Below are 20,339 nucleotides of genomic sequence, written 5' to 3'. Positions count from 1 at the left end.
TTATTGCCGCCGACCGGCAAAGTGTTGCCGCCCGATCTGCCGTCTGAATGCCATTGGGCCGTCATCGGTCCGTCAACGGCCGGTTGGCACGGCCATTGCTTAGCTTTCCGCGCACAACAAGGTGCGGAGACCGATACGGTGGACGAGAACAATCTTTTCGGGGTTCATGGAGCAGCGCTCCAGGTGCGTTCGCAACGCATGGGGCTGCTCGCCTCGAACATCGCAAACGCGTCCACGCCGGGTTTCAAGGCGAAGGATCTGGACTTCCAGGTTGCGCTCCAGGCGGCGGAGGGTCCGGGGGGACTCTCCGCCAACGGGATGGATGCGGCGGTTCGGTATCGCAATCCGATGTCGCCATCGCTCGACGGCAACACCGTCGAACTGTCGACCGAGCAGACCGCCTTCGCCGAAAACGCGATCCAGTATCAGACGACACTCTCGTTCCTGAACGGACGCATCAGCACGATCACGCGCGCGCTGAGGGGAGAATAAGCCATGTCCGATAACCCGCTCACTATTTTCCAGGTCGCCGGCAAGGCGATGTCGGCGCAGCTCACGCGCATGAACACCACCGCGTCGAACCTGGCCAATGCCGGGTCGATCGCATCGAGCGAGGCTGGCGCCTATCGCACGATCAAGCCGGTGTTCCGCACCGAATATGACAAGGCGACGGGGCTCGCGACGGTCAATGTCGAGAGCATCGTCAATGCCGGGGAAGCCCCCACCAAACGCTATGATCCGTCGCACCCGATGGCCGACAAGGACGGCAATGTCTGGGAAAGCGCGGTCGATGAAACACGCGAGCTGGTCGACATGATGGAGACGGCGCGCGGTTACCAAAACAATGTCGAGGTGATGCAGACGGCAAAGTCGCTGATCCTCGATACCCTCAAGCTGGGCCGCTGATCATGAGCAGTTTCGATACCACGCTGAACAATCTCGGCATCAATCGCACGACCAACAGCCAGACACCCGCTGCATCATCGGCGTCCGGTCAGCTTGGGCAAAGCGATTTCCTCAAGCTGATGACCGCCCAGCTCAAGAACCAGGATCCGTTCGCCCCGGTCGACAACACGCAGATGGTCGCCCAGATGGCGCAATTCTCGTCGGTCGCCGGGATCAGCGAGATGAATTCGACGCTGAAGGCGATTTCCGACAAGCTCGCGGGTACCAGCCAGAGTGACGCGCTCGCCTATGTCGGCCGCACCGTGCTGACCGAGGGCAATGTCGCATTCGGCCGCTCCGCCGGCGGCATCGCCGGCGCGGTCGAGCTCGATGGCGACGCGACTCAGGTCAATGTCTCGATCCAGTCCGCCGATGGCCAGGTACTGAAGACCATGCAGCTCGGCCCGCAGAGCAAGGGCACCGTCGGATTCGACTGGGACGGCAAGACCGACGCCGGCGTGGATGCCGGCAGCGGCCCGTTCAAGGTCGTCGTCACCGCCGCCAAGGACAATGCCGAGGTGGTCAGCCGCACGCTGGTCTGGGCGCCGGTCGCCGCAGTCTCGATGCCTGCCTCGGGCGTGCCCGTTCTCACCCTGCCCGGCATCGGCCAGGTTCCAATCACTGCCGTTCGCCAGATCGGCTGATCGACTTAAACCAGGAGCAATTCCCATGTCCTTCTACACTTCGCTCAGCGGCCTGCAGGCGGCACAGACCGAGATGTCGACCATCTCGCACAACCTCGCCAACGTCGCGACCAACGGCTTTAAGCGCAGCCGGACCGATTTCGCCGATGTGATCGCGTCGAACCTCAGCACCGATCCGACCAAGATGGTTGGCTCGGGCACTGTCGTTAAGGGCAACCGCCAGCTGTTCACCGAGGGCAATCTGAAGACGACCGGTTCGTCGCTCGATCTCGCGATCAGCGGCGACGGCTTTTTCGCGGTCAAGACCAACGGCATCAATTCCGCGGTCGCCTATACCCGCAACGGCAGCTTTCAGGTCGATCCGGTGACCCATAATGTCGTCGATGCACAGAACAGCGCACTGCAGGTCTATCCGGTCGATGCCGACGGCAATGTCACCGCGACCGGCAATGACGGCCTGATCAACCTGCGCCTGCCCGAGACGAGCGGCACGCCCGTCGCGACGTCGAAGGTCACGCTCGACGTGAACCTTTATTCGAGCGCGCAGATTCCGACCGGCACGTTCGATCCGCTCAACGCATCGACTTACAACAACTCGACCGCGACGACGATTTACGACTCGGCCGGCAAGGCGATGACCCTCACCAACTATTATGTGCGTGAATCGGAGACCAGCTGGTCGGTCCATAGCTATGTCGGCAGTCAGCCGCTGACAGTCGGCGGATCGGCCGCGCCGACGACCGTCACCTTCGACGCATCCGGCACGATGACCGCGCCGACCACGCCGATCAGCTATGACCCGTTCACGCCCAGCACGGGCGGCGCGGCGCAATCGCTTACCTTCGATCCGGCCGGCACCACACAGAAGGCAAGTGCGTTCATGGTCGAGGGCCGCACTCAGGACGGCGCGACGGTCGGCGAATTGTCGGGTGTCACGGTCGACAAATCCGGCCTGGTCTCGGCCAGCTTCTCGAACGGGGACACGGTAGCGCTCGGCAAGGTCGCACTTGCCAATTTCGACAATCCGGCTGGCCTGCGTCAGAACGGTAACAGCTATTGGTCGGCCAGCGGTATCTCCGGCGAGGCCAAGCTCGGTGCCGCCAACGACAGCGGCTACGGATCGATGATGTCGGGCACGATCGAAGGATCGAATGTTGACGTCACCGAAGAACTGGTCGGCCTGATCGCAGCACAGCGCAATTTCCAGGCGAATGCCAAGGCGCTCGATACCGCCAACCAGATCTCGCAGACGATCTTCAACATCCGCAACTGATCCTAGGCGGACAAAGGGCATCTGAATGGACAAGCTGGTCTATACCGCGGCCTCGGGCCTCAAGGCGCATATGGCGTCGCAGGCGTCGATCGCCAACAACATCGCGAACGCCTCGACGATCGGGTTCCGCTCCGATCGCGTCGTGTTCGACCGGCTGTCGGTCAAGGGTTCGGGCTTCGAGACCCGCACCTCGGCATCCGAATCGGTTGTCGATGCCGATCGGCGCGCCGGCACGGTGATGCAGACCGGACGTCCGCTCGACATCGCCGTCACCGGGGAATCCTGGCTGACGGTCCAGGCACCCGATGGCAGCGAAGCCTATACGCGGCGCGGCGATCTTCAGGTTGCGCCGACCGGCGTGCTCGAAACCGGTGACGGTTTTCCGGTGATGGGGTCGGGCGGCCCGATCACTGTACCGCCCTATCAGTCGATGACGATCGCCTCGGACGGGACGATCTCGATCGTGCCGATCGGCGGCGACGCCAACAATCCGCAGGTGATCGACAAGCTCAAGATGGTCAGCACCAAGGGGTCGCAGACCGTCAAGGGACTCGACAATCTGCTCCATGTGAAGGGGGGCGGTGTGCTGCCCGAGGACATGGAGGGAAAGCTGACGTCCGGCGCCCTCGAGGGATCGAACGTCAACATGACCCAGGCGCTGGTCGATATGATCGAGAACCAGCGCGCCTATGAGGTCCAGGCCAACCTGATGAAGGAAGCCAAGGACATGGACGCAAGCGCCGCATCGCTGATGCGGATGCCTTTATAAGGAATCGAAAGACATGACCAGCGCAGCCATGCACATCGCCCGCACCGGGCTCGACGCCCAGGACATGCGGATGCGCGTGATCTCGAACAACCTCGCGAACGTGAATACCACCGGGTACAAACGTGACCGCGCGGCGTTCGAAACACTCGCTTACCAGACCGTCACTACGCCGGGCACGGCGAGTACCTCTGAAACCAAATACGCCGTCGGCCTCAATCTCGGCACTGGCGTACGCATCCAGGGCACGGCACGGATCGACACCCAAGGCGCGATGCAGACCACGGGCAATGCGCTCGATCTGGCGCTCGACGGCGACGGTTATTTTCAGGTCCAGATGCCGGGCGGCACGCTCGGTTATACCCGGGCGGGCAATTTCTCGCGCTCGCCCGAAGGCATGATGGTCACCTCGGAAGGGTATCAGGTTATGCCCGGCATCACCGTGCCCGAAGGCGCCACCTCGATCACCGTCGGTACCGACGGCACGGTATCGGCGACGATCACTGGCCAGACCGAAGCGAGCGAGCTCGGCCAGATTCAGATCGCGACTTTCCCCAATGGGGCAGGCCTGCTCGCGCAGGGCGACAACTATCTCACTGAGACCGCCGCGAGCGGTGCGGTCAATCTCGGCGTTGCCGGCCTCGATGGCCGCGGCAATATCCGCCAGGGCATGCTCGAAGCGTCGAACGTCAACGTCGTCGAGGAGCTGGTCGACATGATCGAGACGCAGCGCGCGTATGAGGTCAATTCGAAAATGATCTCCGCGACCGACGACATGTTGAAATATGTTAACCAAAATCTGTGATGGTTAACGCCATGACCAGACTTTCCCTCATTTCCGCCGCCGCGCTCGTCACCGTAACCTGCGTACCGTCGTCCGCCGACGCACGTTTGTTCGGCAGCAAGAAGCCGCAGGTCGATTTCTCCGCGACGATGCCGGCGCCGCCTCCGGCGGTGTCGGCGCCCGCGAACGGATCGATCTTCCAGGCGTCGGACGGCTATGCCGCGCTCTATGAGGGCTGGCGCGCGCGCCGCGTCGGCGACCCGCTGACCATCGTCCTGGTGGAGCGCACGATCGCCTCGAAATCGGCGAGCTCGAAACTCGATTCGGGCGGGGGCGCCAGCTTGACCCCGCCGACCACCGGTGCGCTCAACCTGTTCAATCAGACCGATGCGTCGATCAGTGGCAAGCGCAATTTTACCGGTACCGGCAGCACCGACCAGTCCAACACCTTGTCGGGCGAAGTCAGCGTGACCGTGTCCGAGGTGTTCCCCAACGGTACGATGATGGTGAAAGGGCAGAAACGCGTCACGCTCAACCGCGGCGACGAATTCGTCCAGATCCGCGGTATCGTGCGCATGGCCGATGTCGACGCCTATAATCGCGTCCCCTCGACCCGCGTCGCCGACGCGCAGATCGCTTACACCGGCAAGGGCGATGTCGCCCGCGCCAGCCGTCAGGGCTGGTTCAGCCGCTTCTTCTCCGTGATCAGCCCGTTCTGATGATGAAAGTCTCGCCCATGTTCCGCATCCTTATCGCTGCGTTCGCCGCCCTGCTGGTCGCGACGCCCGCAAGTGCCGACCGGATCAAGGATCTGGGCGGTTTTCAAGGTATCCGCTCGAACCAGCTAACGGGTTACGGCATCGTGGTCGGGCTGCCGGGCACGGGCGACGACAATCTCGAATATACTGTGCAGTCGCTGAAGGCGGTCGCGTCGCGCTTCGGCCTGCAGCTGCCGGCCAATGCCAATCCGGGGATGAAGAACGCGGCGGTTGTGCTGATCACCGCCGACCTGCCCGCTTTCGCAAAGCCCGGCCAGCGGCTCGACATCACCGTCGCATCGATCGGCAAGGCCAAGAGTTTGCGCGGTGGCAGCCTGATCCTGACACCGATGCTCGGCGCGGACGGACAGATCTATGCGATGGCGCAGGGCAATCTCGCGGTCGGCGGTCTTGGTGCCGAGGGTAAGGATGGCTCGAGTATCGTCGTTAACGTGCCCTCGGCCGGGCGCATCCCGGAGGGGGCGACGGTCGAACGCGCGGTGCAGACCGGCTTCGAGAACGCCCCGGTTCTGACTTTCAATTTGCAGCGCGCCGATTTTACCACCGCGCAGAATGTCGCGGCCGCAATCAACGGCCGTCTAGGCATGGGCTCGGCCCAGGCAATCGACGCCGTATCGGTCTCGGTCCGCGCGCCGGTCGGCGGCGATATCCGCGCCACCCTGATGAGCACGATCGAAAATCTCGATGTCGTCTCGGCCGAGCCTTCGGCCAAGGTGATCGTCAATGCGCGCACCGGCACCGTCGTGATCAATTCCGCGGTCCGCGTCGGTCGCGCTGCGGTCACGCATGGCAAGCTCACGGTGCGCATCGATGAACAGGAACGTGTCGTTCAGCCCGAACCGTTCAGCCAGGGCCAGACCGCCAAAGAACAGAAAAGCGGCGTCGGCGTCGAGGAGGAACGTCGCCCGATGTTCCTGATCGAGCCGGGCCCGAAGCTCGCCGATGTGGTGAAGGCGGTCAACGCGATCGGCGCATCGCCGGCCGATCTGGTCGCGATCCTCGAGGCGCTCAAGGAAGCGGGCGCGCTAAAAGCCGAATTGATCGTGCTGTGAGCAGCTCCCTTCCCACTCCTGTGGCCCCGACCAGCGGCATCTCGCTCGACACGAGCCGGCTGTCGTCGCGCGGCAATCTCGAAAAGGCTGGCAAGCAGTTCGAGGCGGTGTTCACCGGCATGATGCTGAAATCGATGCGTCAGGCGCACCTCGCCAGCGAATTGTTCGAGAGCAAGGGGCTCGACACGTTCCGCGACATGCAGGATCAGAAGATCGCGCAGTCCATGGCCGACAGCGCGCCGCTCGGTATCGGCAAGGCGATGGTCGATTTCCTCGCCAAATCGCAGGCGGACGCCGAAAAGACCGCAGCCGCGGAAAAGGCGGCGACTAGCGGGGCGACGACGCCATGAGCGACCTGCTCGGCATCGGCGCCAGCGGGGTACGCGCGTATCAGAGCGCGCTGACCACCGTTTCCGACAATATCGCCAATGCCGCGACACCCGGTTACGCGCGCCGTACATCGACGATGAACGAGATCAGCGCAGCCGGCGGCAGCGTGTTCCAGCGCGACGTCTCCAATGGCGGCGGCGTGCTGGTCTCTGGCGTCAACCGCTCTGCCGACATGTTTCGCGCCGCCGATGTCCGTTCGGCCAGCGCCGATCTGTCGCGCACCGAAACTGGCATCACCTGGCTCGACCGGATCGAGAACGCGCTGACTGGCAACCAATTGTCCGACCGGCTGACCGGCTTTTTCAATTCGGCCAAGACCGTTGCCGCGGATCCGTCGGCGACCACGCCGCGCACCGCGATGCTCGAATCCGCGACTTCGGTCGCCAACGCGTTCGCCGGCACCGGTCGGGCGCTCGATTCGATTGCCGCCGATCTCGATGCGACCGCCGACAATGCGGTGAAGAGCCTCGATCAGCTCGGTGCGGCACTGGCCAAGGTCAATGACGGTCTCGGCCGCGCGTCGCCGGGCACCGCCAATGCGGCGCAGCTTGCCGATCAGCGCGACCAGTTGCTCGAACAGATGAGCGCGATCAGCGACATCTCGGCAACGATCGACACGACCGGTCGCGCAACGGTGCACCTTGGCGGCGCGAGCGGCCCGGTGTTCGTCGCCGGCAATCAGTCCGGTCATGTCAGCTATGACCGAAACGAAGACGGCGCGGCGTCCTTCACCTTGCAGAGCAACGGCGTCACTGTCGCCATCTCGCCGCAGGGTGGGGTGCTCGCCGGCATCGCCGACGGTGCGCAACGCGTTGTCAATGCGCGCGAACAGGTCGATGCGATCGCCACCCAGTTCGTCGCCGGCGTCAACACCGTCCAGGCCGGCGGACGCGACCTTAACGGCAATGCTGGCGCGGCGCTGTTCAGCGTCGGCGCGCAAGCGACCGAGATCAGCGTGTCGCTGACCGATCCGCGCGCGATCGCCGCCGCGTCGGTCGGGGGCGGCACGCGCGATAACAGCAATCTCGCCGCGCTCGAAGCGGTACGCAATTCGGGCGGCTTCGAAGGCAAGACCACCGCACTGGTCGCGAGCAACGCCGCGACTTTGGCCGGTCGCCGCACCGTGGCCGAGGCGCAGTCCTCGATCCGCGACGGCGCGGTCGCCGCGCGTGACGCCGTGTCGGGCGTCAATATCGACAGCGAGGCAGTTGATCTGCTGCGCTTCCAGCAGGCCTATCAGGCATCGGCCCGTGTCATCCAGGTTGCGCGCGAGACGCTGCAATCGATCCTTAGCATTCAGTGAGTTCAGCCATGCAGATCAGCACCAGCCAGCTCTATGACCGGTCGACCAGCCTGATGGCCAAGCTGTCGCAAAAGGCCGATCGGTTGCAGACGCAGATTTCGACCGAGAAGAAGCTCCAGGCACCGTCCGACGATGCGGTCGGTTATCGCCAGCTCGCCGCGCTCAAGATCGGCGCGGCGAACGATACCGCCTATGCGTCCAATGTCGGCCTCGCACAAAGCTTGCTCGAACAGTCGGACAGCGCGCTCTCGTCGGTCGAAACACAGCTTCAGCGCGCGCAGGAACTGGTCATCCAGGCCGGCGGCGCGACACTGTCCGATGACAATCGCAAGGTGCTCGCGGGGCAGGTTCGCGCGATTCTCGACGATATCGTCGGCGTGGCCAACAGCAAGGACCTGCGCGGTCAGCCCCTGTTCGGTGCATCGAGCGGCGACAGCGCGGTATCGGTCGCGAGCAACGGCACGGTCAGTTTCGTCGGTACCGGCGAGCCCTCGGCAATTCCGATCGGCGACGGCAATTCGGTTCAGGCAACCGACAGCGCGGCGCGCCTGTTCGGCGGAATCGAAACGGCGGCCGGCACGACCGATATGTTCGCCCTGCTCAGCAACTTTGCCGATTCGCTCGACGCGGGTGGCAGCACGGCGGCGAACACCGCGGCCGGTGATGGCTTGAAGGCGGCGCTGGCGCAGGTCACCCAGGCACGCGGCTCGGTCGGCGCACGCGGCGCACGGATGGATCTGGAGGCGCAGCGCCTCAAGGATGTCGGCACGACGCGGGAGATTACGCGGCAGGGAATCGAGGATACCGACCTCACCGCCGCAATCACCGAATTGCAGAAGACGATGACCGTCCTGTCAGCGACCCAGGCGAGCTTCACCAAGCTCAGCTCGCTGTCATTGTTCAATTATCTTTCTTGATCTCTTCAAAAAACAAACGCTCTGGTTAACCGATTGGCTACGAAGTCAGGTTAACCATAGTCGCGAGGTTCCGTCTCGGCGGGCCATTTCGAGCCGGTCCTTGGGGGAAGTTTCACACACATGTTTCCGGTAATCGGCCTCGTCGTCCTTCTGGTGATGATCTTCGGCGGCTTCGCGATCACCGGCGGGGCGCTCGGCCCGGTCATGGAAGCGATCCCGCACGAGATGCTGATCATCGGCGGCGCTGCGGTCGGCGCGCTGATCATTGGCAATTCGGGCAAGGAATTGAAGGCGCTGGGCAGCAGTTTCAGCAAGATCTTCAAGGGCCCGAAATACAAGAAACAGGATTATCTCGACACGATCTTTCTCGTGTCGAAGCTGATGAAGATGCTCCGTACGGAAGGGCCGATTGCGCTCGAACCACATGTCGAGGATCCGAAATCATCGGCGATCTTTGCCGAATATCCGCGCCTGCTTACCGATCATATGCTGGTCAATCTGATCGCCGATACTTTGCGCCTCGTCGTCGTCTCGTCCGGCACGCTCGACGTGCATGCGGTCGAAGAGGTCATGGATAACATGATCAAGACTCATCATCACGAGGTACAAGGGCCACAGGGCACGCTCGCGACTTTGGCCGATGCGCTGCCCGCGCTCGGTATCGTCGCGGCGGTGCTCGGCGTGGTCAAGACGATGGGTTCGATCGACCAGCCGCCGGCAATCCTCGGTGCGATGATCGGCTCGGCGCTGGTCGGCACCTTCATGGGCGTGCTGCTTGCCTATGGCATCGTCTCGCCACTCGCCAACCGGCTGCAGCAGGTGATCGACGCCGACGGCGCGATCTATCATGTCGTCAAGCAGATCATCATCGCGTCGCTCCACGGTCATCCGCAGCCGTTGGTGATCGAGGCGGCGCGCTCGGGTATCGCGCACAGCAACCAGCCTGGCTTTGCCGAAGTATTCGACGGCCTGAGAGGGCGCTAAATGTCGGTATGGCTTCGCAGTCCCGAAGGGACCAGATAGTGGCTGCCCGCGCGCCGCACGGCTCGAACCAGCCACCCAAGATCATCTACAAGAAGATCTATATCGAGGGTCATGGCGGTCATCATGGCGGCGCCTGGAAGGTCGCCTATGCCGATTTCGTGACCGCGATGATGGCGTTCTTCCTGCTCATGTGGCTGCTCGGCGCGACCACCGAGAAGCAGCGCAAGGCTTTGGCCGATTATTTCGCGCCGACCCTGATCGAGCTGAAACAGAATAGTGCCGGCTCGAACGGCATGTTCGGTGGCTCGTCGATCACCGACAAGGACAATTACCCGCACAAGGCGCAGCAGACGGGCACGCGGTCAATGACCGTGCCGGTGGAGGCGACCGGCGGGACCCAGGTCGGCACCGGGCAAAAGGGTTCGATGAAGAACAAGATGGCGCTTGGCCTTGAGGATCAGAAGAATTTCGAGACGATGCGCAAGCGCGTCATGCAGGAAATGGCCGCCAGCCCCAAACTATCCAAACTCGGCAAACATGTCCGCTTCATGCGCACGCGTGACGGAATGCGCATCGACCTGCTCGACGATGCCGATTATTCGATGTTCTCGCTCGGCACGACCGCGCTCGAACCCGAAGCGTCGAAGCTGATCGGACTGATCGCCGAATCGATCGGCTCGATGGAAAACCCGATCATGATCCGCGGCCATACCGATAGCCTGCCCTATGGCGACCCGTTGGCGATGAACAACTGGATGCTCTCGTCGAGCCGCGCCGAAGCGACGCGCCGGCGGCTGGCGTCCGGCGGCATAGCCGAAAATCGCTTCAACCGGATCGAGGGCGTGGCCGACCGCGAGCCGATGATCGTCGCCAACGCGTTGGACCCGCGCAACCGGCGCGTGGCGATCACCCTGCTCTATCGCGCCGGCAGTTTCGGGGAATAGGGTTCTGCGCTCAGGCGGGGTGCAGTTCGCGTAGCGCCTGCCATTCCGGATCGGTGATCGCCTCCAGCTCGATCGGATAGACCGGATGTCCATCGAGCGCGGCGCTGAAACGGGCGACGAAGTCATTCTCGTCGGCTGAGTAGAACCGCCATTGCTTGGCGCCATTGCCGGTGATCGCTGCCGCCTCGGTCGCCCAATCATCCTGATCGATCGAGGCGAAGATCGCCGCTTCGAAATCATCGATCATCTCCAGCGTCGCCGAATCGGGCATGCCGGTCGCACTGTCGTCATAGGTCCAGGTGACCAGGATCAGGATCGTGCGGTCGCCGCGTTCCAATGTGGATAGTATCTCGGACAGGGCACGGATGATGGTGCGCTTGCCGCCGGCCATGCCGGTGGCGATCACCCAATCGTCTGCGTTGCGGGTCGGCATGGTCAGGCGGCCTTGCGCAACTCCAGCCGGCTCCAGATCTCGACCAGCGCGCCGGTCAGATCGCGCATCATGACCTCGTCATGTGCCGGGCCGGGCGTAAAGCGCAGCCGCTCGGTGCCGCGCGGCACGGTCGGATAGTTGATCGGTTGAACATAGACGCCGTATTCGGCGAGCAGGATGTCGCTGATCTTCTTCGCCTTGACCGGATCGCCGACCATCAGCGGCACGATGTGCGTGTTCGAATTCATTACCGGCAAGCCGGCCTTGGCGAACATCGCCTTAAGCATCGTCGCGGCGGCCTGTTGCCCTTCGCGTTCGACGCACGACGCCTTTAAATGGCGGACGCTGGCCAGCGCGCCCGACACCAGCACCGGCGACAGGCTCGTGGTGAAAATGAAACCCGGCGCATAGCTGCGGATCACATCGATGATCGTCTGGTCGGCGGTGATGTAACCGCCCATCACGCCGAACGCCTTGCCCAGCGTACCTTCGATGATCGTCAACCGGTCGGCGACGCCGTCGCGCTCCGAAATGCCGCCGCCGCGCGCGCCGTACATGCCGACCGCATGGACCTCGTCGAGGTAGGTCAGCGCGTTGTATTTGTCGGCCAGGTCGCAGATCGCGGCGATCGGGGCGATATCGCCCTCCATCGAATAGACACTCTCGAACGCGATCAGCTTCGGCGCGGCCGGATCGACCGCAGCGAGCAATTCCTCGAGATGCTCAAGGTCGTTGTGGCGGAAGACATGCTTCTCGCAGCCTGAATTGCGGATACCCGCGATCATCGAGGCATGGTTCATCTCATCGGAGAAGATGATGCAGCCGGGCAGAATCTTGGCCAGCGTCGCGAGCGTCGCCTCGTTCGAAACATAGCCCGAAGTGAACAGCAATGCGCCTTCCTTGCCGTGCAGGTCGGCAAGTTCGGCCTCAAGGTCGACATGGTAATGCGTGTTGCCGCCGATATTGCGCGTGCCGCCCGACCCTGCGCCGACATCGTGCAGCGCCTCTTCCATCGCCGCGATCACGTTGGGATGCTGGCCCATGGCGAGATAGTCGTTCGAACACCAGACGGTGATCGGCTTCGGCCCGTTATGGCCGGCGAAACAGCGTGCGTTGGGGAACGCGCCTTTGTTGCGCAGGATGTCGATGAAGACGCGATAGCGTCCTTCGACGTGCAGGCGATCAATCGCCTGGGTGAAGATGCGCGAGTAGTCGACTCCCCGCAGCGACTTTCCGTCCGCTTCCATGAGCGCGCCCTAGCGCGCCCCGGCGCGGAATTCCAGCGACTTTCCACGATCAGCGTGATCGGATTGAGCCGATTTAGCGCTATCGGATCGCAAATCGGCTGCCAGCTGGGCACGAGGCGGCTTTTTCGCCCGTAATCTGGGCCCGCATCGCGTCATCCCGCACCATAGGGTCGAGCCACGCGACGAGCAGGCCGATCTCGATCAGGCCATCGCCGCGATCGTTGACGCCGAGATCGAGCCGCTCGGGATCGTCCCGCGAACGCCTGCATCGCCAAGATCATAGACCATGAACAGCGCGGCATGATCGCGCAAGGCCGATTGCGACGGCGACGTACCCTGGAAATCGTCAGCCAGAACCGCTCCCCTCATGCGTGCCGCTGGATCGCGGTTCCATCGATCGCTTTCGGTAAAGCCAGCGCAGTGCCAGTGATCGCTTGGTCGCGACCCTAAAGAGCCTCGAGCCGGTTCAGACCATAGCGCGCGAGCGCCGTCGCCAGCACGGCGATGTCGGGACCGTCGCGGGTGAATACGGCACGGCCCCCGCCCGCGTCGTCGGGCCAGTCCTGCCCCTGGGTCAGCGCAGCGACGCGCCGGGCGATGCCCGCGCTGCCATCGACTAAGCGGATCGGCCGTGGCGCGGCGGCGGCAAGTTCGGTCTCGACCAACGGGAAATGGGTGCAGGCGTTGACGATGGTGTCGATCCGCTCGCCACCCGGTTGGCTCAGCAGCCCGTCGAGCACCGCGGCATAGCGCGCCGGATCGGTCGCCGTGCCGCGCAGCTTTGCCTCGACCATTTCGACCAGTTCGGCCGATCCGTGGCGCAGTACCAGGCAATCGCTGGCGAATCGCGCGGTGAGGTCGTCGACATAGGGCTGGCGCACCGTCGCGTTGGTGCCAAGTATGCCGATCGCGCGCGTCACGCTGATCGCGGCGGCGGGTTTGATCGCCGGCACGGTGCCGACGATCGGCAGGTCGAGCGCGGCGCGCACCGCCGCCAGCGCGATGGTCGACGCGGTGTTGCACGCAATGACGATCAGGCGCGGGCGATATCGTTCGGCAAGCCGCCCGAGCAGGGCGGGCACGCGCGCGGCGATCTCTTCCTCGCTCTTGGTACCATAGGGGAAACCGGCTGAATCGGCGACATAGACGAACGGTGCGGTGGGCAGCAGCGCGCGCGTCGGCCCAAGCACCGACAGGCCGCCGACGCCGGAATCGAAGAACAGGATCGGTCGCGTGTCTGTCATGCTCGCCGCTTAACGTGACAAGGGTCTGGACACTAGTCGCCGGAGCAAGGCCAGCATGATGGAGATGTTGGCGTCGTGGCCGGTGTCGGCTATACCCGAACAAAAGGGGGACGACGTGCCGACTGAATATCTATGGGTGGCGCCGGCGGGCGCGCTGGCGCTGGGCTATCTGCTTGGCTCGATCCCGTTCGGGGTGATCCTGACGCGGCTGGCCGGGGCCGGCGATCTGCGCACGATCGGGTCGGGCAGCATCGGCGCGACCAACGTGTTGCGCACCGGGCGCAAGGGGCTGGCAGTGGCGACGATGCTGCTCGATGGCGCAAAGGGCTGGGCGGCGGTGCTGCTGTGCGAATATCTCTTTCCGGGCCATGGCCCCGAACTTGGCGTCCTCGCGGCGGCGGCCGCCTTTCTTGGGCATCTTTATCCGGTCTGGCTCAAATTCCGCGGCGGCAAGGGCGTGGCGACGATGATGGGTATCATCCTTGCGCTGCACTGGCCAAGCGCCCTCGTCTTTGCCGGCGTCTGGCTCGGCCTGCTCGCCGCGTTGCGCATTTCGTCGCTCGCCGGAATGGCGGCGGCGGTCAGCGCGCCGGTCAGCGTGGCGCTGTTCTCGCAATTCGACCTTGTGCTGCTGCTGCTCGCGCTGGCGCTGCTGGTGCTGTGGAAACACCGCACCAATATCGACCGGCTGCTCGACGGAACCGAACCCCGGATCGGCAACAAGAGTGGCTGAACCTGCGGGGGGAGGAGGAGAAGCGGCGATCGCTCGTCTCCGCCTGATTCGCACCGCGCAGGTCGGCCCGATCACCTATCGCCAGCTCATCGCGCGCTTCGGCGATGCCGCCGCCGCGATCGATGCGTTGCCGGATATTGCCGCGCGGGGCGGCGGTCGTACGCCGGTCGTGGCGGACCGGTCGGTCGCGGAGCGTGAACTGGCGATGGCGGCGAAGCTCGGCGCACGGCATTTGTTCATCGACGATGTCGATTATCCGGTCCTGCTTGCCGAGATCGATGATGCGCCGCCGGCGATGATGGTACGCGGCAACATGGCGCTGCTGGCGCGCAGCGCGGTGGCGATGGTCGGCGCGCGCAACGCGTCCGCCGCCGCTTGCCGTTTTGCACGACAGCTGGCTTATCAACTTGCCGATGAAGGCATTGCGGTCGTGTCGGGGCTGGCGCGAGGCGTCGATACCGCCGCCCATATCGGCGCGCTGGAGGGCGGCACGATCGCCGTGATCGCCGGCGGCATCGACATCGCCTACCCGCCCGAAAACGCGGCACTGCAGGAACGGATCGCGAGCGAAGGCTTGCTGATCGCCGAACAGCCACCCGGCACCGAACCACGGGCGCGCCATTTTCCCTATCGCAACCGCATCATTGCCGGGCTTGCGGTGGGCACAGTGGTGGTCGAGGCCGCACCAAGGTCCGGCTCGCTGATCACCGCGCGGCTGGCGGGTGAACAGGGCCGTGAAGTGATGGCGGTGCCGGGCTCGCCGCTCGATCCGCGTGCGCAGGGGTGTAACGCCCTGATCCGCGATGGCGCCATTCTCATTCAGTCCGCCGCCGATGTGCTCGAGACGATCCGTCCGATCGACGCGCGCATGGTGCGCTCGCCCGGTGCATATTTTGCCGGGCCGCCGCCCGAGGATGCGAGCGGAGCCGATCGCCATGCGTTGACGTCGCTGCTTGGGCCGGTGCCGGTGGCGGTCGATGAATTGATCCGCCAATCGGGACTGGCTCCGGCCATTGTGCAGACGGTGCTGCTGGAACTGGAACTGGCCGGGCGGCTTGATCGCCATGCCGCCGGGCGGGTCAGCCTGCGCTAGGCGCGCGATTCAAATCGGCCTCGCACGTCGCCAAGCCCCTTTTCCGGCGCGCGCACCGCGCTTCTGGACGGTCGCCCGTTCGGCGCACCATTTGCATTGGGCCGACCATGACATTTGCTTCCGCCATTTCCCGATTATCCCGCAAAGCACCTGTAAAATTCCCGTGCCGCCGCGTCGAAATTCCCGCAGCTTCCCGCAGAGCCCGTCAAAAAACATATCACCGCAGCGTTTCCCGCAGCTACGCGAATTTGACCTGACGCGGGGCGGCGCAATCTATCTTCTGACGATCCGAATGTCGGTTCGTGCCGATCGCCGGAACAGCCAGCAAATCGCAGTCGTTATGCATGAGGCGGCTGTTCATATGATTGCCATGGTGATTCAATCGGATGCCGCCGAGGGTGCAAATCGCAATCATGACCGCTGACCTGTCGACCATGCCGAATCGGATCAAGGGCGCGATCGCCGCGGTCGTCGTGCAGGTCGTGCTTGGCTATATCCTGATCACTGGCCTCGCGGTGCACGCGCCGAACCGGCTGATCGACGGTCTCACGCTATTCCGGATCGCTCCCCCAGCATCGCCGCCGCCGCCCGAGAAGATCATCCCCAATGCGGTCAAATCGGCCAAGGCAGAGGGTGCGTCATCGCCGCCTAACCTGCGCGCGAAAGCCACCGAGATCGTTGCGCCGACGCCGATCGTGCCGCTCACCGTGCCACCGCCGGTGGTCGCCGCACCGGTCGCGGGCATCGGTAACGATCCGTCCGCCGGGGCAGCGACTGTCCCTGGCCCCGGCACCGGCAGCGGCGGCGTGGGGAACGGCACTGGAAACGGCCGTTACGGTGAAGGCGATGGCGGCCGGGATACGCCGCCCCGCAAACGAAGCGGCCGGCTCAAATATTCGGATAACCCGACTCTGACCGATACCGGCGGCGTCGGCGGCATGGTGTCGGTGAGCTATGCCGTGGAGACTAATGGCCGCGTCACAGATTGCCTCGTCACCCGATCGAGCGGCAATCGTGCGCTGGATGAAACCACTTGCCGATTGATCGAAGAGCGCTTCCGCTTCTCGCCGAGTCGCGATGGGCGCGGCAAGCCATTGCGGGCCATCATCGAGGAAGATCATGAATGGGTGATCGAGGAGCCAGCGGCCGCCGAGCGCTGAGCCGGAATACGCGATCCCGCCGCTGCTCTTTCGTCGCTCAGCTTTCTGGTCTTGCCCGCAATGGAATATGCGCCGCGGCGAGCGCGAGCGGGTAAAGCAGTTCGTTCTCGCGCCTGACGCGACCGCTCAGTCGACGTATCAGGTCGAGCGTGACGGATGTGAAGGCGGGCCACTCGGCTGCGATCCGCGTTTCTGGCCATGCCCCCATATAGGTCGTCCAGTCGCCGATCAGGTCCTTGAACTCGGCGACGAAATCATGCGCTGCCGCTGCTGCCGAAGCATCCTTGCCGCCCATCAGCAGGGGGTAGATCATGCTGTCCTCGGTATGGAGATGGCGGATCAGCGCATCGGACAGCGCATCGCGCGCCGCGACCGCCGGAATGGGAACGACGCTGGTCGAATCGACCGCATTCGCCAGGCGGGCAGCCAGCGCGACCAATGCGTCATGCTCCTGCATGAGGGTTTCGTAATCGACCATTCCACCGCGACCCGATTGAAATTTGTCCCGCCGCACTCACATCATTGCGACCACATTCCCTAACAAAAGCTGACGGGTATCAAGGCAATGCCACTTGACGGGCCGCCCCGAACCTTTCCACCCTCGCGCGTACACGTAAGGACACATCGAAACTCCATGCAGCTTGTCATCGTAGAATCGCCTGCCAAGGCGAAAACCATCGAGAAATATCTGGGCTCCGATTATCGCGTTCTCGCGAGCTACGGCCATGTCCGCGATCTGCCGCCCAAGGACGGCTCGGTGAATCCCGATGACGGGTTTGCGATGGAATGGGAAAACTACGCTGACAAGGCCAAGCAGCTCAAGGCGATCACCGATCTGGCGAAGACCGCCGACCGCCTGATCCTCGCGACCGATCCCGATCGCGAAGGCGAAGCGATTTCGTGGCACGTCCAGGAAGTGCTGCGCAACCGCAAGGTGCTGCCCAAGGACGTGCAGCGCGTCACTTTCAACGCGATCACCAAGGCGACGGTGACCGAGGCGATGAAACATCCACGCGAGCTCGATACCGACCTGATCGACGCCTATCGTGCGCGCCGAGCGCTCGACTATCTGGTCGGCTTCACGCTGTCGCCGGTGCTATGGCGCAAACTGCCGGGGGCCAAGTCGGCGGGTCGCGTCCAGTCGGTCGCGCTGCGTCTGATCGTCCAGCGCGAACGCGAGATCGAAGCGTTTCGGCCCCAAGAATATTGGTCGGTCGCCGCCGACATGGAGCAGGACGGCACCCCATTTCAGGCGCGCCTCGTCACCTTCGAAGGCAAAAAGCTCGACCGGCTGTCGATCGGCGAGGAAGGCACCGCGCTACGCGCCAAGAAAGCGGTCGAGGAAGGCCGTTTCAGCGTCGACTCGGTCGAGGTCAAGCCGGCCACGCGCAATCCGCCGCCACCCTTCACCACATCGACCTTGCAGCAGGAGGCATCGCGCAAGCTCGGCTTCTCTGCCGATCATACGATGCGCATAGCGCAAGGGCTCTACGAAGACGGCGCGATCACCTATATGCGTACCGACGGTGTGCAGATGGACAGCTCGGCTATCTCCGCCGCGCGCAAGGCCGTCGCCGATCGCTACGATGCGAGCTATGTGCCCGACAGCCCGCGCCAGTATCAGACCAAGGCCAAGAATGCGCAGGAAGCGCATGAGGCGATCCGCCCGACCGACTTCGGCAAGGACAAGATGGGTGGCGGCGATCATGCGCGGCTTTACGACCTGATCTGGAAGCGCGCGCTCGCCAGCCAGATGGCTTCTGCGAGAATGGAACGCACCACGGTCGAACTGCTCGACGGCTCGGGCCAGACCGGCCTGCGCGCGACCGGGCAGGTCGTGCTCTTCCCCGGTTATCTCGCACTGTACGAGGAAGGCTCGGACGACAGCGCCGACGAGGAAAGCCGCCGCCTGCCGCGCATGCGCGAGGGCGATGCGCCGGCCAAGAAGAGCGTCACCGCCGAACAGCATTTCACGCAACCGCCGCCACGCTTCTCCGAAGCGTCGCTGGTCAAGCGGCTCGAGGAACTGGGCATCGGCCGCCCCTCGACCTATGCCTCGATCATCAAGACGCTGAAGGACCGCGCCTATGTGCGGGTCGAGAAGAACCGCTTCTTCGCCGAAGAAAGCGGGCGGCTGGTGACGGCATTCCTCGAACGATTCTTCGAGAAATATGTCGGTTACGACTTTACCGCCGAGCTCGAGGATGAGCTCGACGAGGTGTCGGGTGGCCGCGCACAATGGCAATCGGTGCTCGAGGCATTCTGGAAGGACTTCAAGCCGCGCACGACCGAGGTAATGGAACAGAAGCCGTCTGAGGTGACCGCGGCGCTCGACCTGTTCCTCGAACCCTATCTCTTCCCGGCCAAGGCCGATGGCGGCGATCCGCGGCTTTGCCCCAATTGCGGCGAGGGACGGCTTGCGCTGCGTGGCGGCAAGTTCGGCGCGTTTGTTGCCTGTTCGAACTATCCTGAATGCAAATATACCCGCCGCTTCGGCCAGGGTGGCGGCGATGAGGGCGGCGATGCCGGTCCGGAGACGATGGGCGTCGATCCTGAAACCAACCTGCCGGTCGAGCGCAAGGCGGGACGTTTCGGTCCTTATATCCAGCTCGGTGAAGGCAAGGACGCGAAGCGCGCTTCGATCCCCAAGGATATTCCCGAACTCGACCTGGAATGGGCGTTGAAACTGCTCAGCCTGCCGCGCACCGTCGGCACGCATCCAGAAAGCGGTGAGCCGATCACCGCGTCGATCGGGCGTTACGGGCCCTATCTCGCCCATGCCGGCAAATATGCCCGGCTGACATCGACCCTGGATGTGTTCGAAACCGGCATGAATGCGGCGGTGGTCAAGCTCGCCGAGGCGGCGGCCGGCGGCGGGCGTCCGCAGCGCGGGAGCCAGGCGCCACTCAAGATACTCGGCAAGCACCCGCGAACCGAAGCGGAGATCAAGCTGATGGAAGGGCGTTATGGCCCCTATGTTACCGACGGCGAAACCAATGCGACCTTACCCAAGTCGGTCGAGAAGGATGCGCTGACGCTCGAAGAAGCGGCGCAATTGCTCGACGCGCGAGCGGCTGCGGGGCCGTCGAAGAAGAGCAAGAAGAAAGCGCCGGTCAAAAAAGCGCCGGCCAAAGCGGGGGCGAAAAAGGCTCCGGCCAAAAAGGCGCCAGCGAAAAAAACGAAAGCGGCGGTGGCGGCCGAATGACGCCGAGTATCCGGCGTTACGTGGGAACCGATCGCGATCGCATGCTGGCGATCTTCGACGCCAACACGCCGGCCTTTTTCGCGGTCAATGAACGCGCGGATTTTACGCGGTATCTCGACGAGAGTGCCGGTCTTTACGCGGTCGTCGAATGTGGCGCCGATCTCGCCGCCGGATTTGCCGTCGTCCCGGGCCCGACCGGTCGGGCGCATCTCAACTGGATCCTGGTCGATCCGGCGATGCAGGGCGGGGGCATTGGCGGGGCGATGATGACCGCCGCGAAGGAGCGGGCGCTCGGCCTGGACGCGGTGATACTCGATATCGCGGCGAGCCAGCATTCCGCGCCCTTCTTTGCGCGCTTCGGTGCGCGCCAACTCGGCCGGATCGATAATGGCTGGGGCCCCGGCATGCACCGCGTCGATATGGAATTGTCGCTCGCCGGTTGA

The 20,339-nt window shown here is 63.9% G+C and carries 24 protein-coding genes; 19 read left to right on the top strand and 5 right to left on the bottom strand.

The genetic code is table 11. The features are described 5' to 3' along the window. Positions 1-138: 138 nt before the first annotated feature. From flgB to ACVWZA_RS00220, 13 genes are all read left to right on the top strand, one after another. The gene (gene flgB / locus ACVWZA_RS00280) at positions 139-492 is read left to right on the top strand and encodes a flagellar basal body rod protein FlgB (protein ID WP_457310024.1); all 354 of its coding nucleotides are present in this window, start codon (positions 139-141) and stop codon (positions 490-492) included. A gap of 3 nt (positions 493-495) precedes the next feature. Then, positions 496-906 carry a flagellar basal body rod protein FlgC gene (gene flgC / locus ACVWZA_RS00275; protein ID WP_457309098.1) on the top strand — a complete coding sequence of 137 codons (411 nt, stop codon included), beginning with the start codon at positions 496-498 and terminating at the stop codon, positions 904-906. 2 nt (positions 907-908) lie between these two features. Continuing rightward, positions 909-1,589, top strand: coding sequence for a flagellar hook assembly protein FlgD (locus tag ACVWZA_RS00270; protein WP_457309096.1), 681 nt, complete (start codon positions 909-911; stop codon positions 1,587-1,589). Positions 1,590-1,614: 25 nt separating this feature from the next. Then, complete coding sequence (locus ACVWZA_RS00265; protein ID WP_457309094.1) at positions 1,615-2,862, top strand: flagellar hook protein FlgE; 1,248 nt, start codon at positions 1,615-1,617, stop codon at positions 2,860-2,862. Positions 2,863-2,887: 25 nt separating this feature from the next. After that, positions 2,888-3,631 (top strand): flagellar basal-body rod protein FlgF, encoded by a 744-nt coding sequence (gene flgF, locus ACVWZA_RS00260; RefSeq protein ID WP_457309092.1) that lies wholly within the window; start codon positions 2,888-2,890, stop codon positions 3,629-3,631. Between the two features lie 13 nt (positions 3,632-3,644). Continuing rightward, positions 3,645-4,433, top strand: coding sequence for a flagellar basal-body rod protein FlgG (gene flgG / locus ACVWZA_RS00255; RefSeq protein ID WP_183109982.1), 789 nt, complete (start codon positions 3,645-3,647; stop codon positions 4,431-4,433). Positions 4,434-4,444: 11 nt separating this feature from the next. Beyond that, positions 4,445-5,131, top strand: coding sequence for a flagellar basal body L-ring protein FlgH (locus ACVWZA_RS00250; RefSeq protein ID WP_457309090.1), 687 nt, complete (start codon positions 4,445-4,447; stop codon positions 5,129-5,131). Between the two features lie 17 nt (positions 5,132-5,148). Beyond that, the gene (locus ACVWZA_RS00245; protein WP_457309088.1) at positions 5,149-6,243 is read left to right on the top strand and encodes a flagellar basal body P-ring protein FlgI; all 1,095 of its coding nucleotides are present in this window, start codon (positions 5,149-5,151) and stop codon (positions 6,241-6,243) included. Continuing rightward, positions 6,240-6,593 (top strand): rod-binding protein, encoded by a 354-nt coding sequence (locus tag ACVWZA_RS00240; protein WP_457309085.1) that lies wholly within the window; start codon positions 6,240-6,242, stop codon positions 6,591-6,593. The genes ACVWZA_RS00245 and ACVWZA_RS00240 overlap by 4 nt, the downstream gene beginning before the upstream one ends. Then, positions 6,590-7,936 (top strand): flagellar hook-associated protein FlgK, encoded by a 1,347-nt coding sequence (gene flgK / locus ACVWZA_RS00235; protein WP_457309083.1) that lies wholly within the window; start codon positions 6,590-6,592, stop codon positions 7,934-7,936. Before ACVWZA_RS00240 ends, flgK begins: the two co-directional genes overlap by 4 nt. Positions 7,937-7,944: 8 nt before the next feature. After that, positions 7,945-8,853, top strand: coding sequence for a flagellar hook-associated protein FlgL (gene flgL / locus ACVWZA_RS00230; RefSeq protein WP_457309081.1), 909 nt, complete (start codon positions 7,945-7,947; stop codon positions 8,851-8,853). Between the two features lie 120 nt (positions 8,854-8,973). Then, the gene (motA, locus tag ACVWZA_RS00225; RefSeq protein WP_457309079.1) at positions 8,974-9,837 is read left to right on the top strand and encodes a flagellar motor stator protein MotA; all 864 of its coding nucleotides are present in this window, start codon (positions 8,974-8,976) and stop codon (positions 9,835-9,837) included. A 38-nt stretch (positions 9,838-9,875) separates the two neighbouring features. Then, on the top strand, positions 9,876-10,781 hold the full coding sequence (locus ACVWZA_RS00220; protein ID WP_457309077.1) for a flagellar motor protein MotB: 906 nt from the start codon (positions 9,876-9,878) through the stop codon (positions 10,779-10,781). A gap of 10 nt (positions 10,782-10,791) precedes the next feature. Here the strand turns inward: ACVWZA_RS00220 and ACVWZA_RS00215 are convergent, their stop codons facing one another. The 4 genes from ACVWZA_RS00215 to murI all read right to left on the bottom strand — a co-directional run bounded on the left by ACVWZA_RS00215 (position 10,792) and on the right by murI (position 13,705). Continuing rightward, on the bottom strand, positions 10,792-11,214 hold the full coding sequence (locus ACVWZA_RS00215) for a DUF695 domain-containing protein (protein WP_457309075.1): 423 nt from the start codon (positions 11,212-11,214) through the stop codon (positions 10,792-10,794). Between the two features lie 2 nt (positions 11,215-11,216). Continuing rightward, complete coding sequence (gene hemA, locus ACVWZA_RS00210; protein WP_457309073.1) at positions 11,217-12,461, bottom strand: 5-aminolevulinate synthase; 1,245 nt, start codon at positions 12,459-12,461, stop codon at positions 11,217-11,219. A 201-nt stretch (positions 12,462-12,662) separates the two neighbouring features. Further along, positions 12,663-12,830: a hypothetical protein gene (locus ACVWZA_RS00205; protein WP_457309071.1), complete on the bottom strand. Its 168-nt coding sequence runs from the start codon at positions 12,828-12,830 to the stop codon at positions 12,663-12,665. A gap of 77 nt (positions 12,831-12,907) precedes the next feature. Beyond that, on the bottom strand, positions 12,908-13,705 hold the full coding sequence (murI, locus tag ACVWZA_RS00200) for a glutamate racemase (RefSeq protein WP_457309069.1): 798 nt from the start codon (positions 13,703-13,705) through the stop codon (positions 12,908-12,910). A 115-nt stretch (positions 13,706-13,820) separates the two neighbouring features. Between murI and plsY the strand changes: the two genes are divergently transcribed. The 4 genes from plsY to ACVWZA_RS00180 are packed head-to-tail and all read left to right on the top strand — an operon-like array spanning position 13,821 to position 16,691. Beyond that, positions 13,821-14,438, top strand: coding sequence for a glycerol-3-phosphate 1-O-acyltransferase PlsY (plsY, locus tag ACVWZA_RS00195; RefSeq protein WP_457309067.1), 618 nt, complete (start codon positions 13,821-13,823; stop codon positions 14,436-14,438). Beyond that, positions 14,431-15,531, top strand: coding sequence for a DNA-processing protein DprA (dprA, locus tag ACVWZA_RS00190; protein ID WP_457309065.1), 1,101 nt, complete (start codon positions 14,431-14,433; stop codon positions 15,529-15,531). The genes plsY and dprA overlap by 8 nt, the downstream gene beginning before the upstream one ends. Further along, positions 15,494-15,955, top strand: coding sequence for a hypothetical protein (locus tag ACVWZA_RS00185; protein WP_457309063.1), 462 nt, complete (start codon positions 15,494-15,496; stop codon positions 15,953-15,955). The genes dprA and ACVWZA_RS00185 overlap by 38 nt, the downstream gene beginning before the upstream one ends. Then, on the top strand, positions 15,945-16,691 hold the full coding sequence (locus tag ACVWZA_RS00180; protein WP_457309061.1) for an energy transducer TonB: 747 nt from the start codon (positions 15,945-15,947) through the stop codon (positions 16,689-16,691). The genes ACVWZA_RS00185 and ACVWZA_RS00180 overlap by 11 nt, the downstream gene beginning before the upstream one ends. A gap of 37 nt (positions 16,692-16,728) precedes the next feature. On the opposite strand, the gene ACVWZA_RS00175 is transcribed toward ACVWZA_RS00180, so the two are convergent. Next, positions 16,729-17,148 (bottom strand): hemerythrin domain-containing protein, encoded by a 420-nt coding sequence (locus ACVWZA_RS00175; protein WP_457309058.1) that lies wholly within the window; start codon positions 17,146-17,148, stop codon positions 16,729-16,731. 177 nt (positions 17,149-17,325) lie between these two features. Between ACVWZA_RS00175 and topA the strand changes: the two genes are divergently transcribed. Together topA and ACVWZA_RS00165 are read left to right on the top strand one after the other, a co-directional pair. Next, positions 17,326-19,896, top strand: coding sequence for a type I DNA topoisomerase (gene topA, locus ACVWZA_RS00170; protein ID WP_457309056.1), 2,571 nt, complete (start codon positions 17,326-17,328; stop codon positions 19,894-19,896). Beyond that, positions 19,893-20,339: a GNAT family N-acetyltransferase gene (locus tag ACVWZA_RS00165; protein ID WP_457309054.1), complete on the top strand. Its 447-nt coding sequence runs from the start codon at positions 19,893-19,895 to the stop codon at positions 20,337-20,339. Before topA ends, ACVWZA_RS00165 begins: the two co-directional genes overlap by 4 nt.

This window comes from Sphingomonas sp. UYAg733 (assembly GCF_054057355.1).
This window is presented reverse-complemented; position numbering and strand designations above follow the sequence as displayed.